Raw genomic sequence first — 15,278 nt, 5'->3', positions numbered from 1 at the left:
GTCCCGGCCGGCCGGGGCAGGCATCATGGTCGTATGACGCAAGAGCACGGCACCCGGATCAGCCTCCCCACCCCGTCGGGCGACGTCTCCGCCGTCTCGTCCCGGCCTGACGGGGCGCACGCGACGGTCCTCGTGGCCCACGGCGCCGGGGCGGGCATGGACCATCCGTTCATTGTGGGCTACTGCGACGCGCTCAACGAGGTGGGCGTCGCGACGCTCCGCTTCAACTTCGCCTACATGGAAGCCGGCAAGAAGGTGCCCGACCGGGCGCCGAAGGCGATCCCAGTGTGGGCGGCCGTGATGGACGAGGCGCGACGGCGTTCGGCAGGGGAGCCGCTGTGGGCCGCAGGCAAGTCGTTCGGGGGCCGCATGGCGTCCATGGCTGCCGCCGAGGGGGCCATCGAGCCGGCCGGCCTCGTGTTCCTTGGCTACCCGCTGCATCCCGCGGGCAAGCCGGAGAGGCTCCGCGACGAGCACCTCTACGCGCTCAGGCTCCCGATGCTGTTCCTCCAGGGGACGCGCGACACCCTCGCGTCCGCAGACCCGCTCCAGGGCGTGGTCTCGAAGCTGCCGACGGCGACGCTCGCCTGGCAGGAGGGCGGAGACCATTCCTTCGCCGTCAAGGGCGTGAAGCGGACCCCCTACGCCATCGGCGCCTCCCTGGCCGAGCCCACGGCCGCGTTCGTCAGGGCGCACGCCCCGCGGGCTTAGGCCGGCTCGCAGGGGGCGCACCGGCCCCTTGCGCAGGCGGGCGAGGAGTGGTCCCCTGTACTGCGTGGACCCCGAGCTCCGCTGGCTCGACGGCCTCGCACAGGCCGATCTGGTCCGGACCCGCAGGGCGAGCCCGGCGGAGCTCGAGGCTGAGGCCCGCGAGCGGATCCGCCTCCTCGACCCCCACATCAACGCCCTCGTGTGGGAGGCCGGCCCGGGCGGGGCACACGACGCCGCCCTCCCGGCGTCCGCTGCCGACGCACCCTTCCAGGGGGTCCCCTTCCTCGTGAAGGACCTCGCGCTCGAGATCGCGGGCACGCCCTTCACAGAGGGGTCGCGCTGGGCGCGGGAGACCGTCTCGGAGCGCACCCAGGAGCTCGCCCTCCGCCACGCGCGGGCGGGGCTCGTGACGCTCGGCAAGACCGCCACAAGCGAGTTCGGCCTCGCGCCACACTGCGAGCCGGCGGTCCACGGGCCTGTGCGCAACCCGTGGGACCTGTCGCGGTCGACCTCCGGTTCGAGCGGTGGCTCCGCTGCGGCCGTGGCGGCGGGCATCGTGCCGCTCGCCCACGGGAACGACCTGGGCGGGTCGCTCAGGTACCCCGCGGCGTGGTGCGGGGTGTTCGGGTTCAAGCCCACCCGCGGCCTCGTTCCGACGGGGCCGGAGTACGGCGACGTGGTGGCCGGGTTGGCTGCCGAGCACGCCCTCACGCGCACGGTGAGGGACTCGGCGGCGCTGCTTGACGCCGTCGCAGGTCCTTCGCCGGGCGATCCCTACGCAGCCATCGGCCAACCGGGAGGCTGCCTCGACGCGCTCGCCGGCGGACCCGGGAGGCTGAGCGTCGCGGCGACCGCGACACCCCACGGCGGGCAGGAGGTCGACGCGGCCTGGGCTGACGCACTCGAAGAGACCGTCACCCTCCTCGCCCGGCTGGGCCACTCTGTGGTCGAAGGCGGGCCCGAGCCCCTCGGCCGCGAGGGACACCGGGCCATCCGCGCGGTCTACCGGGGCGCCGCGGACTGGATCCGCCTCTACTGGAAGCGCCGGACCGGCAGGGAGCCCGACGCGGGCGACATCGAGCCGTACACGCGCGCGCTCTTCGAGCGGGGCTCGCGCGTGGGCGCCGGGATGTACCTGGCGGGAGTCGAGGAGCTCCAGCGGTTCGCGCGGCGCACGGCCGGGTTCTTCGCGGACATCGATGTCTGGCTCACGCCGACGGTCGGCGCGGCCCCCTTGCCGTTGGGAAGGCTCACGGGCACGGACGAGGAGCCTTTGCGCGGCGAGGAGGCGGCGGGCAGCTTCCTGATGTTCGACGGCGAGTACGCCAACATCACGGGTGGCCCCGCCATGAGCGTCCCTGCGGGCTTCGACTCCGACGGCCTGCCGCTCGCGGTCGCGTTCCTCGGGCGCCCCGGCGACGACGCACGCCTCATGGCCCTCGCGGCCCAGCTCGAGGCGGCCCGGCCCTGGGCCCATGTGCACCCCCGGATCCCCGGGGCCTGAGGGAAAGGAGCACCGATGTTCGTCGGACGATACAGGTTCAGGGGATCGGTCCCGGAGCTCGTCGCGGGCCACAAGAGGCTGCTCGCCACGCTCCCGCCGGACCAGATCACGCTGCACCTCTGCCTCACGGACGCGGACGGGATCACGGTGCTGGACGCGTGCCCGAGCCGCGACGTGTTCGAACGGTTCAGCACCAGCCGCACGTTCGCCGATGCCGTCGCCGCCGCGGGGCTCCCCGCCTTCGAGGCCGAGCCGCTCGGCGACCTCGAGAGCTGGACGTTCCCCGACCGCATCAGACCCTAGACGCCGCCCCCGCCGCCGATGAGTCCCACACCTTCCGTCCGCGCACCCGCAGCACATGATCCACCCGAAGGAGAACGCCATGATTGTCAGAGGCCTCCGCCGCGCCGCGCTGCTCACCATGCTCCCGGGCGCGCTCATCCTCACCATGCCGGGCGCCTACGCGGCGACCCTCAGCCCGCTCACGACGGCGAGCGGGCCCACCCCCTTCGCCCGCTGCACCTCCAGCGCGGCCCCGGATGCCATGCTCTATCCCGACGCCGAGGTCGAGCCCTGGGTCGCCGTCAATCCGAACGACTCGAAGAACATCGTCGGGGTGTGGCAGCAGGACCGCTGGTCCGACGGCGGCTCGCGCGGCCTCGTGGCGGGCTACTCGACGAACGGCGGCAAGACCTGGCGGGAGACCGCCCAGCCGTTCAGCGCGTGCGCCGCGGGCGGACCGAGCCGCTACGACAGGGCATCCGACCCGTGGGTTTCGTTCGGGCCCGACGGCACCGCGTACTCGGTGTCGATCTCGTTCCAGGGGGTTGGCTTCGACAACGCCGTCCTTGCCACGACCTCGACCGACGGCGGTGCGACGTGGACAGCGCCCAAGACCCTCATCGAGGACCTCGGATCGCCGAAGTTCTTCAACGACAAGGAGTCTGTGACCGCGGATCCGGTCCACGCCGGCACGGCCTACGCCGTCTGGGACCGGCTTGAGTCTCCGAACGGCAACCCGCGCGCGGTGGCCCACGCCTTCGCGTTCACGGGGCCGACCCTGTTCTCCAAGACGACCGACGGCGGCGCGACCTGGAGCGCGCCCACCGTGATCGTGCCGACGGCGAACCGGCAGCAGACCATCGGAAACCAGATCGTGGTGGACCCGCGCACCGGCACGCTGTTCAACTTCTTCGACCTGATCCTGAACACGGGCCCGAACGGCGCCGACCAGCTGCACGGGCTCAACGTCGCCTTCACCAAGTCGGTGGACGGCGGGGCCACCTGGACGGCCCCCCGCATCGTCTCGTCGCTCAATTCGGTGGGCGTTCGCGACCCCAACACCGGTGCCGACGTCCGCACCGGGGACATCATCCCGGAACCGGCCATTGACCCGGCCACGGGCCGGCTGTATGTCGTGTGGCAGGACTCCCGGTTCAACGGCGGACGCTATGACGAGGTCGCCCTCTCCGCCTCAGACGACGGTGGCGCCAGCTGGAGCGCGCCCGCCCGGGTCAGCGCTCCGCACGGCGTGCCGGCGTTCACCCCGAGCGTCCGCGTTGCCAACGGCGCGGTCGGAGTCACGTACTACGACTTCCGCAGCCTGTCAGCCGGAAACACGACCACGCTTCCCACGGACTACTGGTTCACCTCGTCCGCGCCGGGCGGGGCAGCGTTCGCGAATGAAACCCACGTGTATGGCCCGTTCGACATGACGACGGCGCCGAATGCGGAGGGCTTCTTCACCGGCGACTACCAGGGTCTGGCTGCGCTCGGCTCGTCCTTCGCATCCCTCTCCGTCCGCGCCAACGACGCGAACACCGCCAACAGGACCGACGCCGTCTTCACGGTCATCACCCCTTAGGAGGACCACTGCGGGAAGGCGAGCCGTCCTCCGGCGGCTCGCCGCCGGCGTCGGGCGCGCGGCTCTGGCTGCGCCCGTCCCCGTCCTCGCGCCCGTCGTGATGGTTCCGCTCCTCGCGGTCCCCGCGGAGGGCGCGGACGGCGGCGCTCACCGTCGGATAGAAGTGGCCGGGCCCGAAGCGCGCCCGCGTGCCGAACTTCAGGAGCCGGTCCTTGACCGGTCCCTTGAGCTCGGCGAACACGAGCTCGATCCCGCGCCCGTCGAGCCACTCGTCGAGGTCCACGAGCTCGTCGAGCGCCGTGGTGTCGATCCCCGTGATCGGCTCGGCCGCAATGACGACGTGCCGGATGTCGCGGTCGGCCCGTTCGACGAGGGAGCGCACGAACCCGGTGAAGACCGCGCCGTTGGCGAAGAACAGCGGTGCATCGAAGCGGGCGATCACGAGGCCGGGCACGCGGACGCCCTCCGGGTGGCGCGAGAGGTCGTGGTAGCCCGGCACGTCCTCGAGGTCCCCGAGCTCGGCACGGTACGGCGACCAGGCCCGACGCACGAACTCGAGCAGGGCCAGGCCCACCGCGACGAGGATCCCGGGAAGCACGCCCAGCGTCGTCACGCCCACGAAGGCGGCGGCCATGAGCGCCGTCTCCGTCAGGCTCATCCGCGCGAGCCGGACGATCGCCGGCCCGTCGACGAGCCCGATGACCGCGGCGATCACGACGGCGGCGAGGGTCGCCGTGGGCAGGTACGCGGTGGCCTCCGGCGCGGCGAGCATGAAGGCCACGACGAGCAGCGAGGCGAAGACCCCTGCGAGCTGGCTCCTGGCCCCCGCCGCCACGGCCACCGGGGTCCGGGACCCGCTGCCGGAGATCGGGAACCCGCCGAACAGCCCCGCCGATGCGTTCGCGATCCCCACCGCGGCCATCTCGCGGTTCCCGGACACGGACTGGCCCTGCTGCCGGGCCAGACTCTGCGAGAGCACGCCCGTGTCCGCGAACGCCATGAGTGCTATCCCCGCCGCGGGCAGCAGCAGCGGCACCGCGTCAGCGAGGGTGATCCCGCCGAGCGCGGGCGCTGGCAGCCCGCGGGGGAGCGCGCCGGCAACCTGGACACGCTCCCCGACGCCGGCCGCCCACGTGACCAGCGCCGAGAGCACGACGGCGGGGAGCACGCCCGCGAGCTTCCACCCGACGGCCCGCACAGCGCCGATGAGGCCCAGGGCGCCGCCGCCGAGTGCGAGGGCGGCGAGGTTCGTCTCGCCGAGGACCCCCACCGTGGCGGCCAGCTTCTGCCAGGGCGTGTCCCCCTTGGCCTCCACGCCGAGGAGCACGGGCAGCTGGGAGGCCACCACGACGAGGGCGAGGCCGCCGAGGTAGCCGAGCCGGATGGGCCGCGAGAGCAGGTGCGTGACGGCACCGAGCCGCAGTGCGGCTCCCGCGGCCATGACCAGCCCCATGAGGATCGCGAGCAGGCCGGCGAGCGCGACGGCGCGTGCCTCGCTGCCCGCAGCAAGGGGCAGCACGGCCGCGGCGATGAGCGGAGCCAGGGACGAATCGGGCGCGAGCACGAGCACGCGGCTCGGCCCGATGGCCGCGTACACGATCATCGGCACGATCGTCGCGTACAGGCCGGTGGCCGGCGGGAGCCCGGCGGCCTGCGCATACGCCATGCCGGAGGGGATGAGCAGCCCGAACAGGGCCGCCCCCGCCACGGCGTCGCTGCGCAGCCACGCGATCCGGTAGCCCGTGACCCACGGCGCGACCGGGACCCACGAGGGCAGGCGGGCGCGCGCCGTCGTGCGCCGCGCCTCGGTTCTGCCCATGCCGGAATCATGGTCCAGGGCCGCGCCCCGCGCCAGTGGCGCCGATGCTGGTGCGAGGATGGAGGGGTGAGCAGCGCTGTCGTGGTCGGGAGCGGGCCCAATGGGCTCGCAGGGGCCGTGCACCTTGCCATGCACGGACTGGACGTGCGTGTGCTCGAGGCCGAGCCCACCATCGGGGGAGGATGCCGCTCGTCGGTCGAGGACCTGCCGGGACTCCTCGTCGACGAGTGCTCCGCGTTCCACCCGTTCGCCGCGGCCTCGCCCTACCTCTCGGGCCTCGGGCTCGAAGAGCACGGCCTGCGGTGGCGCCAGCCCGACGTCCAGCTCGTCCACCCGCTGGACGGCGGCCGCGCGGCAGCCCTCTGGCGGGACGAGGCGCGCACCGCCGCCGGCCTCGGGCCCGACGGTCCCGCCTGGGACAGGCTGATCGGCCGTGCCTCCCGGAGCTTCGGCACCCTCGTCGAGGACATCCTGGGCCCCCTCGTCGCCGTTCCCCGGCACCCGTTCGCGCTCGCGCGGTTCGGCCTCGACGCGGTCCTCCCCGCGACCCTGTCCGCTCGCCGCTGGCGGACCGACGAGGCCCGTGCGCTGTTCGGCGGGATCGCGGCGCACGCCTTCGCGCCGCTCGACTCCCCGTTCACGAGCTCGGTCGCGATCGTCCTCGCCGCAGCGGCCCACACGGTGGGGTGGCCCGTGGCCGAGGGCGGCTCCGGCGCGATCACGGCGGCCCTGGCCGCCCGGCTCGCCCGCTTCGGCGGCTCCATCGAGACGGGCCGGCGGGTCGAGGACGTCCGCGAGCTCGACGGCGCCGACGTGGTCCTGCTCGACGTCACCCCGTCCGCTGCCGCGAGGATCCTGGGAGACCGCCTTCCGCCGCGGGTCGCCGCCAGCTACCGCCGCTTCCGCCACGGCCCCGCCGCCTACCGGGTGGACTTCGCCGTGGAGGGCGGCATCCCCTGGGCGTCCGAGCTCGCACGCCGGGCCGGAACAGTCCATGTCGGGGGGACGCTCGAGGAGATCGCCGGAGCGGAGGCCGAGACGGCCCGCGGCCGCCTGCCCGCGCGCCCCTTCGTCCTCGTCGGCCAGCAGTACCTCGCCGATCCGGGACGCTCGAGGGACGGCGTCCACCCCGTGTGGGCCTACGCCCACGTGCCGCACGCCTTCGCCGGCGACGCCACCGAGGCCCTCGTCGGCCAGATCGAGCGCTTCGCGCCGGGCTTCCGCCGCACGGTCCGGGCCACGGCGGTCCGCGGGCCGGCCGCACTCGAGGCCCACAACGCGAACTACGTGGGCGGCGACATCGGCGCCGGTGCCAACACAGGGCTGCAGCTCCTCGCCCGGCCACGCGTCACGCCCGACCCCTACGCCACCGGCGTGCCGGGCGTGTACCTCTGCTCCGCCTCGACCCCGCCCGGTGCCGGAACCCACGGCATGGGCGGCTACCGGGCCGCCTCCGCCGCGCTCAGGTGGCTCGCCCGCCGATAGGGTGGACGGGTGCACGACCACCCCGCCCCGGCGCCCTTCCCCTTCGAGGCGCTCCGGCGCTTCCCCGACGTCGAAGCGGAGAACCTCCAGGCCTACGACGCGACGGACAGGCTCCTCGCGGCGCGCGGGCTCGGCGAGGCGGCCGCACGCGGGCTCGACGGCGGCGACGTCGCCGTCCTGGGGGACGCGTACGGCGCGCTGACCCTCCAGCTCGCCGCCGCTGGCCTCCGCGGCCTGCGCGTCCACCAGGACCTCGTGACCGGCCGCGCCGCCCTCGCCCGCAATGCCGAGGCGCTCGGGCTCTCCGGGACCTTCGTGCCCTGCGAACTCGGCCCGTCGCTGCTGTCCGGCGCACGGCTCGTCCTCGCCCAGCTTCCCCGCGGCCTCGCCGAGCTCGACGAGGCGGCCGACGCCGTCGCCCGCTGGTCGGCGCCGGACGTGACGTTCATCGCCGGCGGGCGGATCAAGCACATGAGCCTGGCCATGAACGACGTGCTCCGCAGTCATTTCGCCGAGGTCTCCGCAGGCCTCGCCGCGCAGAAGTCCCGGCTCCTCACCGCGTCGGGGCCCCTGACCGTGCCCGACCGGCCGCCCTTCCCGGTCTGCGCGGCGCACGACGACGTGGGCCTCACCGTCTGCGCGCACGGCGCCGCGTTCGCGGGGCCACGGATCGACATCGGCACGCGCTTCCTCCTCGGCTTCGTGGACCGCATGCCGTCGGGGCGGGCCGTCGACCTCGGCTGCGGCACCGGGGCGCTCGCGGCGGCCTACGCGCTCCGTCACCCGTCGGCCGAGGTGGTGGCCACCGACAGGTCCGCGGCGGCCGTCCGCTCCGCGCGCGCGACGATGGAGGCCAACGCGCTCGCCGGCAGGGTCGCCGTCGAGCACGACGACGCCGCGGCGCAGCTGGGCGAGGCGAGCGCCGACGTCGTGCTCCTCAACCCGCCCTTCCACCTCGGTGCCAGCGTCCACGCGGGGGCGGGGCTCAAGCTCATCGCGGCCGCGGTCAGGCTGCTGCGGCCCGGCGGGGAGCTCTGGTGCGTGTTCAACACCCACCTGGACTACCGCCGCGCGCTGCAGGCGCAGGTCGGACCCACCGAGGTCATGGGGCGGAACAGGAAGTTCACGGTCACCAGGTCGGTGCGGCGCGGCTGAGCGCACGCCAGAGTCCTTGTGCCCTCCTGCGTGCCGCACGGGGTAACGTACTTCTAGACACGCCCTGAACTGCAGAGAGGACCCAGTGACGGAGCCACGTCAGCCCGCTGCCCGCCGGGGGACGAACCTGCCGCGGATGGGGGACTTCAACCTCACGGTGATCGTCGATGCCATCCGCCGCTCGGAGTCAGGGCTCAGCCGTGTGGAACTCGCCCAGATCGTGGGCCTGTCGCCGCAGACCATCTCGAACATCTCCCGCCGCCTCCTGGACCAGGGCCTCATCTTCGAGGCAGGCAAGGAGGGCAGCGGCCCGGGGAAGCCGCGGACCATCCTGCGGCTCAACCCCCAGGGCATGTATGCCGTCGGGGTCCACCTTGACCCGAGCATCATCACGCTCGTCCTCCTCGACCTCGTCGGCGCCATCGTCGCCAAGGAGACCTTCCTGACACCCCGCTCGCACGAGCCCGAGGAGATCGTCGAGGCGATCGCGGAGTGCGTCGGGCGGCTCATCACGACCTCGGGCGTGCCGCGCGCGCTCGTCGGCGGCATCGGCGTCGCCGCCCCCGGGCCCATCGACCTGGACCGGGGCGCCGTGGTCGGACCGCCGCTCCTGCGCGGCTGGGTCGACGTCCCGCTCCAGGAGATGGTCCAGGAGGCCACCGGCATCGAGACAACCATGGACAAGGACGTCACGAGCGCAGCAGTCGCCGAGATCTGGGCCGGCGGCCCCGGTGGATCCGAGACGTTCGCGTTCTTCTACCTCGGCACGGGCCTGGGCTGCGGCCTGGCCCTCAACGGCGAGATCTACCGGGGCAGCTCGGGCAACGTCGGCGAGATCGGGCACATCATCGTGGACCCCGACGGTCCCCCCTGCTTCGACGGCTGCGGCATGCGCGGGACGATCGCAACCGTGCTCGAACCCGTCCGCATCGTCGGCGAGGCCATCGACGCGGGGGTCCTGCCGCCGCTCCCGCAGGACCCCACGGCACCCGACTTCCAGAAGGCCTTCGCACGACTGTGCGAGCTCGTCAACGCCGGGGACGAGCGGGCCGTGGAGATCCTCCGTGCCGCCGCACGGAACCTCGCCTGGGCGGCGGCGGTGGTGGGCAACATGCTCGACGTCGAGCGCATGGTGTTCGGCGGCCCGTTCTGGGAACCGGTCGCGGACTTCTGCCTCTCCGTCATGCCCGACATGGTCAACGAGCTCCTCGCCACGCGGGGGATCTATCGGGTGGAGCTGATGGGGACCGGCCTCGGCGACGACGTCGGCGCGGTCGGCGCCGCATGCCTCGTCCTCGAGAGGGCCCTCGCCCCGCGCGCTGAACGCCTCCTTCTGGGCGGGTAGCATGGAACGCACGAGGGCCGCGAGCTCCGCGCACGGGCCCTCCCACCGTGCACTCGAGGGGGAATCTGTGCCGACTTCTGCCGACACCGCCGAGGCGAATGCGCCGCTCGCCGCGGATGAGCTCGCGCGCTCTGCCGAGGTGATCGCCGCCGTGACGGCCCAGTTCGAGGCCAAGGTCGTGGGGCAGGAACGGCTGCGGGAGACCCTGCTCATCGGCCTGCTCACGGGAGGCCATGTCCTCCTCGAGTCCGTCCCCGGCCTCGCCAAGACCACCGCCGCAGCCACCCTCGCCGAGTCCGTGCAGGCATCCTTCAGCCGGATCCAGTGCACCCCGGACCTCCTGCCCAGCGACATCGTCGGAACGCAGGTCTACGACGCCCGGGACGCGAGCTTCACGACCCAGCTCGGACCCGTCCACGCGAACATCGTGCTGCTCGATGAGATCAACCGCTCGAGCGCCAAGACCCAGAGCGCCATGCTCGAGGCGATGCAGGAGCGGCAGACCAGCATCGGCGGCCAGGTGCACCGCCTCCCCGAGCCGTTCCTCGTCCTGGCGACCCAGAACCCGATCGAGCACGAGGGCACCTACCGCCTGCCCGAGGCCCAGATGGACCGGTTCATGCTCAAGGACGTCCTGGACTACCCGAGCCCCGAGCAGGAGGCCGAGGTCCTGCACCGGATGGACCGCGGGGTCTACGCCCCGGGACGGGCTGTTGCACCCGCGGCCACGCTCGAGGACGTGCGCGCCCTCCAGGACGCCGCCCGCCGGGTGTACCTGGACCCGGCCATCACCCGCTACATCGTCGGACTCGCCTACGTGACCCGTCACGCCGAGACCTACATCGAGCCCCGCCTCGCGCGGTTCATCGAGTTCGGGGCCAGCCCGCGGGCCTCGATCGCCTTCAGCGCCGCCGCGCGCGCCGCGGCGCTGCTCGCGGGCCGGGACTACGTGGTGCCGGAGGACGTCAAGTCCCTCGCGCACAGGGTCCTGCGGCACCGCATCATCCTCGGCTTCGAGGCGGTCGCCGAGCAGGTCCCCGTCGAGACCGTCGTGGACGCGATCGTCGCCGCTGTCCAGACCCCCTAGGAACGCCATGACCACGAGCCTCGTCGCAAAGGTCAAGTCGCGCATGTTCATCGTGGCCCACCGCAGGGCCCGGACCATGCTCGACGGCGAGTACGGCTCGGTGTTCCGCGGCAGGAGCCTCGACTTCGACGACCTGCGGGCCTACACCGCCGGGGACGAGGTGCGCGACATCGACTGGAAGGCCTCGGCGCGCTACGGGTCGCCGCTCGTCAAGCGCTATGCCGCCGTGCGGCGGCAGACCGTCCTCCTCGTCGCCGACACAGGCCGCAACATGGCCGCCGTCTCCCGCGGCGGGGACGCGAAGAAGGACGTCGCCGTCATGGCGCTGGGGGTGCTGGGCTACCTGGCCCACCGGCACGGCGACCGCATCGCGCTCGTCTCGGGGGACGCGGAATCCTCCTCGAGCCTTCCGCCCCGCGGCGGCGAGGCCCACCTCGAAGTCCTCCTGCGCCGGGTCGACGGAGCGGTCGCGCCCGACGGCGGCCGCAGCGACCTGACCGCGCAGCTCGCCCACGTCGCCCGGACGGTAGCGCAGCGGACCCTGCTCGTCGTCGTCGCGGACGAGGCCGCACTCGACGACGAGGACGAGGCCCTCATCAGGCGCCTCGCCGCGCAGCACGAGATCCTCTGGCTCACGGTCCGGGACGCCGAGCTCGCGGGACCGGACGCCCCCCGCCGCAGCTACGACGTGGCGGATGGGGGAGTGCTCCTGAGCCTGCTGGCCGACGCCGGGGACGTCCTGGCCGACTACCGCCGGCTCGTGGAGGAGCGGAACGGCCGCCGCGAGGCGCTCCTGACCCGCCTGGGAATCGTCGAGGGCCACGTCGACTCGGTCGACGGGGTCCTGCCCGCGATCTTCCGGCTGCTCGAGAGGCACCGCCGTGGGCGCTGATCCGGGCTTCTACGGGCCGCTGGGCTACTCCGGGTTCTGGCTCTTCCTCGGACTCGCCCTCGTCGCGGCCGCCCTCGCGTGGGTGTGGTACGCGGTCTCGAGCACGCGCGCGCCGCGGCTCGGCCGCGACGTCCCGATCCCGCGCTTCCACGCGCCCGTGGGCCTGCGGCGCAGGTACCTCGGGGAGATCGACCAGATCGCCGCCCTCCTCGACCTCGGAGAGATCGGCCCCCGGACCGCCGCCCAGGAGATGTCCCGGATCGTGCGCGGCTTCGTGCAGGAGGTCACCGGGATCCGGGCCTCCCGCATGACCCTCGACGAGCTCCGCGAGCAGTCCACGCCCGCGGTCGCCGCCGCCGTCGAGCACTTCTACCCCGGCGAGTTCTCCCGGGACGGCGAGGCGGACGCCCGGGCCTCGATCGAGGCCGCGCGGACGGTGGTGGGCCAATGGAGCTGATGGCCGGCTGGCTCCTGGTCCCAGGGGCGCTCGCGATCGTGGGCGCCGTCGTCGTCGCGCTGCGCCGCCGCCGTGGCACGGACGACGCCGTGCCGGTCGCCCACGGCGACCGGCTCGCCTCGCTGCCCAGCTACCAGCGCCTGGTGAGGAGGCAGCGGTTCTGGCTCGCCGCCGTCGTCCTCGCCGCCCTGGTCCTCGCGGGCGCGCTCCTCTTCGCTGCCGCCCGCCCGGTGCTGACGTCCTCGCAGCGGCCCGAGGAGCGCAGCCGGGACATCATCCTGTGCCTCGACACCTCGGGGTCCATGAGCCGCGCCGACTCGGCCATCGTGGACGTGTTCGCCGGCATGGTCAGGGACTTCCGCGGGGAACGGATCGGCATGACGATCTTCGACGGCAGCGGCGTGCAGGTCTTCCCGCTCACCGACGACTACTCGTACATCGAGGAGCAGCTCCAGCGCGCCCGCGCCGCGTTCGACCGGCGCAGCTCCGACCCGGCCTTCTTCGAGGGGACGTGGCAGGGGCGGGGGACCTCCCTCATCGGCGACGGCCTGGCCTCGTGCGTCCAGGACTTCCCGAAGCTGGCGACTGAGAAGCGCTCCCGTTCGGTGATCTTCTCCACGGACAACTACCTTGCCGGCAAGCCGATCTTCACCCTCGCGCAGGCCACGGACCTCGCGAAGGAGAAGGCCGTGCGCGTCTTCGCGCTCAATCCCGCGGACTTCGGCGGCGGGATCGCCGAGACGGAGGCACGCCAGCTGCGCGACTCCGCCGAGTCGACCGGAGGAGCCTACTTCCCGCTCCGCAGCGCGACGGCGGCGCGCACCATCATCGGACAGATCCAGGCGAGCGAGGCCACCGCGACCCGCGGCTCCGCCCAGGGCCTGGTCGCGGACCGCCCCGACGTGCCCCTCGGCATCGCCCTCGCCTCGGGCGCCGTCCTCGCGCTCGGGCTCTGGAGGGTCCGCTCATGACCGTGCTCCCCGTGGTGCCGTGGTGGGCGGCCCTGGCCCTGAGCCTGATCATCCTCGGCCTCGTGGGCTGGGCGGCGTTCCGGGCCGTCCGGTCCGGCCGCCCGCGGACCCCGTGGGTGCTGCGCAGCCTCCTCGCCGTGTGCCTCGTGGCTGCCGCCTGGCGCCCCGGCATCCCCGGGGCCGAGGCACAGGGCGCCGTCAACGACCTCAACGTGTTCTTCGTCGTCGACCTCACCACGAGCGCCTCCGCCGAGGACTACGGCGGCAGGCCGCGCCTCGACGGCGTGCGGGCGGACATGGAGGCGATCGCCGACCGGCTCGCAGGCGCCAAGTTCGCCGTCCTCACGTTCGACACGAAGGGTGCGGTCCGGATGCCCCTCACCACCGACACCGCCGCGCTCGAGGCGACGGCCGACGTCATGCGCCCGGCCTACTACCTGTACTCGAAGGGCTCGAGCATCTCCGCCGGAGCGGACGTGCTCAAAGCCCGCCTCGAGGCCTCAGCCCACGACTCGCCCGAGCGGGCGCGCATCGTGTTCTACCTCGGGGACGGCGAACAGACGAGCCCACAGCCCGCGGCCCCCTTCGGGATCGACCGCAGCCTCATCAGCGGCGGCGCCGTCCTGGGCTACGGGACGGAGTCCGGCGGACGGATGCTGGAGAACTCGCCGCGCGAGAGCGAGAACACCGGCTACATCAAGGACCCCACCACGGGGGCCGACGCGCTCAGCAGGATCGACGAGGGCGCGCTGCGCGCCATCGCGGGCCAGCTCGGCGTCCCGTACGTGCACCGCGCGCCCGGGGATGCGGTGGACGCCGCGCTCGTCGAGGCGCAGCCCGGTGCGCTCAAGGCGAGCGAGGAATCCGGCCTGTTCGGCCGCTTTGAGCTGTACTGGGCCTTCGCCCTCGTGGGATTCGCCCTCGTCCTGGCCGAAGTGGTCCGGTCGGGCGCCGCGCTCGCAGAGCTCAGGCCGCGGCGGAGGGAGAAGCCATGACACTCCTGGACCGGAGACGGAAGGCCCCGGCGCCCGGACAAAGCGGAACCAGGGGAGCGCAGCCACCGGAGACCGACGGCGCCCGCGCGGCCCGGCTCCGCCGCCGCGCGCGCCTGCTCTCCTGGGGATTCCCCTTCGTGCTCCTCGCCCTCGTGGTCGCGGCCAAGCTCCTGACGATGTCCGCCGCCGCGCAGCAGGCGATCTGGGCCTACGACGCGAAGGACGGCCCACGCGTCTCCGGGGCCGCTGACTGGATGGGCACGGCAGACGTCGTGGAGACCCACAAGTCCCACTTCGCGCGCGGTGACGCCCTCGCCCTCGCGGGGGACTTCGCCGGGGCGCGTTCCGCGTTCGAGGAGGCCCTGCGCCGCACCGGCAGCGACGACGAATGCACGATCCGCGTGAACCTCATCCTGGCCACGGAGAAGCTCGGCGACGCCGCGCGCGACGGCGGGGACGCGGCGTCGGCCGACCGGCTGTATGCCGACGCCGCGACGGTCATCAAGCAGGCCCCCGAGGGCTGCTTCGAACCTGACAGCCCACAGAACCAGCAGCAGCAGGGGGACCGGCTCGGCGAGGCCCGCGACCGCCTCGAGCGCAAGCGCGCCGAGGAGCAGGCCAGCGGGAACCAGGGCCAGCAGCCGGGGCAGGGGACGCCGCCGCAGTCCCAGCCCAGTGCCGCACCGCCCCGCACCCCGGAGCAGCAGGCCCAGGACGGTCGGGTGGACGCGCTAGAGCGCTCCTCGGAGGCTGGCCAGCAGGAGCGCTCCGAGGGCGACCAGCGCCGGGACTACCTGCAGAACCCGCCGGCCGCGCCCGTCGACCGCCCGTGGTGAGCCCGGCGTCACATGCCGTCACGGTCTGACACATTGCGGAATCTCCTTGAAGCGAACCGGCTCCGCTTCCTAGGCTCGTACCCAAGTTGCCTCTGCAACGTGTCAGCGATCCCCGGTCCCGGGGATGTGGGTGCCTCCGTGTGGGCCTGACATTTGC

The 15,278-nt window shown here is 73.4% G+C and carries 14 protein-coding genes; 13 read left to right on the top strand and 1 reads right to left on the bottom strand.

The genetic code is table 11. The annotated features are described in order from the left end of the window. Positions 1–33 precede the first annotated feature (33 nt). From ACQ5BE_RS02500 to ACQ5BE_RS02485, 4 genes are all read left to right on the top strand, one after another. Complete coding sequence (locus ACQ5BE_RS02500) at positions 34–711, top strand: alpha/beta hydrolase family protein (protein WP_430295343.1); 678 nt, start codon at positions 34–36, stop codon at positions 709–711. A gap of 64 nt (positions 712–775) precedes the next feature. Beyond that, positions 776–2,215, top strand: a complete 1,440-nt coding sequence (locus ACQ5BE_RS02495) for an amidase (RefSeq protein WP_430295342.1) — start codon at positions 776–778, stop codon at positions 2,213–2,215. A 15-nt stretch (positions 2,216–2,230) separates the two neighbouring features. Beyond that, complete coding sequence (locus ACQ5BE_RS02490; RefSeq protein WP_430295341.1) at positions 2,231–2,518, top strand: hypothetical protein; 288 nt, start codon at positions 2,231–2,233, stop codon at positions 2,516–2,518. Positions 2,519–2,597: 79 nt separating this feature from the next. Then, on the top strand, positions 2,598–4,079 hold the full coding sequence (locus tag ACQ5BE_RS02485) for a sialidase family protein (RefSeq protein ID WP_430295340.1): 1,482 nt from the start codon (positions 2,598–2,600) through the stop codon (positions 4,077–4,079). Here the strand turns inward: ACQ5BE_RS02485 and ACQ5BE_RS02480 are convergent. Further along, positions 4,069–5,898: a SulP family inorganic anion transporter gene (locus ACQ5BE_RS02480; RefSeq protein WP_430295339.1), complete on the bottom strand. Its 1,830-nt coding sequence runs from the start codon at positions 5,896–5,898 to the stop codon at positions 4,069–4,071. The two genes, ACQ5BE_RS02485 and ACQ5BE_RS02480, sit on opposite strands and share 11 nt — an antisense overlap. A 66-nt stretch (positions 5,899–5,964) precedes the next feature. On the opposite strand from ACQ5BE_RS02480, the gene ACQ5BE_RS02475 reads away from it, so the two are divergent. The 9 genes from ACQ5BE_RS02475 to ACQ5BE_RS02435 all read left to right on the top strand — a co-directional run bounded on the left by ACQ5BE_RS02475 (position 5,965) and on the right by ACQ5BE_RS02435 (position 15,121). Next, a complete protein-coding gene (locus tag ACQ5BE_RS02475; protein ID WP_430295338.1) occupies positions 5,965–7,383 on the top strand; it encodes a phytoene desaturase family protein in 1,419 nt (472 codons plus the stop codon). A gap of 9 nt (positions 7,384–7,392) precedes the next feature. Next, entirely contained in the window at positions 7,393–8,538 is a 1,146-nt protein-coding gene (locus tag ACQ5BE_RS02470) for a class I SAM-dependent methyltransferase (protein WP_430295337.1), read from the top strand. Positions 8,539–8,623: 85 nt separating this feature from the next. Then, positions 8,624–9,883, top strand: coding sequence for an ROK family protein (locus ACQ5BE_RS02465; protein ID WP_255405689.1), 1,260 nt, complete (start codon positions 8,624–8,626; stop codon positions 9,881–9,883). Positions 9,884–9,950: 67 nt separating this feature from the next. Next, positions 9,951–10,970, top strand: a complete 1,020-nt coding sequence (locus tag ACQ5BE_RS02460; protein ID WP_413247859.1) for an AAA family ATPase — start codon at positions 9,951–9,953, stop codon at positions 10,968–10,970. A 7-nt stretch (positions 10,971–10,977) separates the two neighbouring features. Continuing rightward, positions 10,978–11,862, top strand: coding sequence for a DUF58 domain-containing protein (locus ACQ5BE_RS02455; protein WP_430295336.1), 885 nt, complete (start codon positions 10,978–10,980; stop codon positions 11,860–11,862). Next, the gene (locus ACQ5BE_RS02450; protein WP_430295335.1) at positions 11,852–12,319 is read left to right on the top strand and encodes a hypothetical protein; all 468 of its coding nucleotides are present in this window, start codon (positions 11,852–11,854) and stop codon (positions 12,317–12,319) included. Before ACQ5BE_RS02455 ends, ACQ5BE_RS02450 begins: the two co-directional genes overlap by 11 nt. Beyond that, positions 12,310–13,290: a vWA domain-containing protein gene (locus ACQ5BE_RS02445; RefSeq protein WP_430295334.1), complete on the top strand. Its 981-nt coding sequence runs from the start codon at positions 12,310–12,312 to the stop codon at positions 13,288–13,290. Before ACQ5BE_RS02450 ends, ACQ5BE_RS02445 begins: the two co-directional genes overlap by 10 nt. Continuing rightward, the gene (locus ACQ5BE_RS02440) at positions 13,287–14,285 is read left to right on the top strand and encodes a VWA domain-containing protein (RefSeq protein WP_430295333.1); all 999 of its coding nucleotides are present in this window, start codon (positions 13,287–13,289) and stop codon (positions 14,283–14,285) included. Before ACQ5BE_RS02445 ends, ACQ5BE_RS02440 begins: the two co-directional genes overlap by 4 nt. Then, positions 14,282–15,121, top strand: a complete 840-nt coding sequence (locus tag ACQ5BE_RS02435) for a hypothetical protein (RefSeq protein WP_430295332.1) — start codon at positions 14,282–14,284, stop codon at positions 15,119–15,121. Before ACQ5BE_RS02440 ends, ACQ5BE_RS02435 begins: the two co-directional genes overlap by 4 nt. The last annotated feature ends 157 nt before the right edge of the window (positions 15,122–15,278 follow it).

The organism is Sinomonas sp. B1-1, from assembly GCF_050474465.1.
Taxonomy (GTDB): domain Bacteria; phylum Actinomycetota; class Actinomycetes; order Actinomycetales; family Micrococcaceae; genus Sinomonas; species Sinomonas flava.
The sequence above is the reverse complement of the archived record's forward strand: the minus strand, read 5'-3'. Positions and strand labels throughout refer to the sequence as shown.

Coding starts and splice junctions, on each gene's coding strand:
- ACQ5BE_RS02500 (WP_430295343.1), top strand. CDS start 34: ATGACGCAAGAGCACGGCACCCGGATCAGCCTCCCCACCCCGTCGGGC.
- ACQ5BE_RS02490 (WP_430295341.1), top strand. CDS start 2,231: ATGTTCGTCGGACGATACAGGTTCAGGGGATCGGTCCCGGAGCTCGTC.
- ACQ5BE_RS02485 (WP_430295340.1), top strand. CDS start 2,598: ATGATTGTCAGAGGCCTCCGCCGCGCCGCGCTGCTCACCATGCTCCCG.
- ACQ5BE_RS02480 (WP_430295339.1), bottom strand. CDS start 5,898: ATGGGCAGAACCGAGGCGCGGCGCACGACGGCGCGCGCCCGCCTGCCC.
- ACQ5BE_RS02455 (WP_430295336.1), top strand. CDS start 10,978: ATGACCACGAGCCTCGTCGCAAAGGTCAAGTCGCGCATGTTCATCGTG.
- ACQ5BE_RS02445 (WP_430295334.1), top strand. CDS start 12,310: ATGGAGCTGATGGCCGGCTGGCTCCTGGTCCCAGGGGCGCTCGCGATC.
- ACQ5BE_RS02440 (WP_430295333.1), top strand. CDS start 13,287: ATGACCGTGCTCCCCGTGGTGCCGTGGTGGGCGGCCCTGGCCCTGAGC.
- ACQ5BE_RS02435 (WP_430295332.1), top strand. CDS start 14,282: ATGACACTCCTGGACCGGAGACGGAAGGCCCCGGCGCCCGGACAAAGC.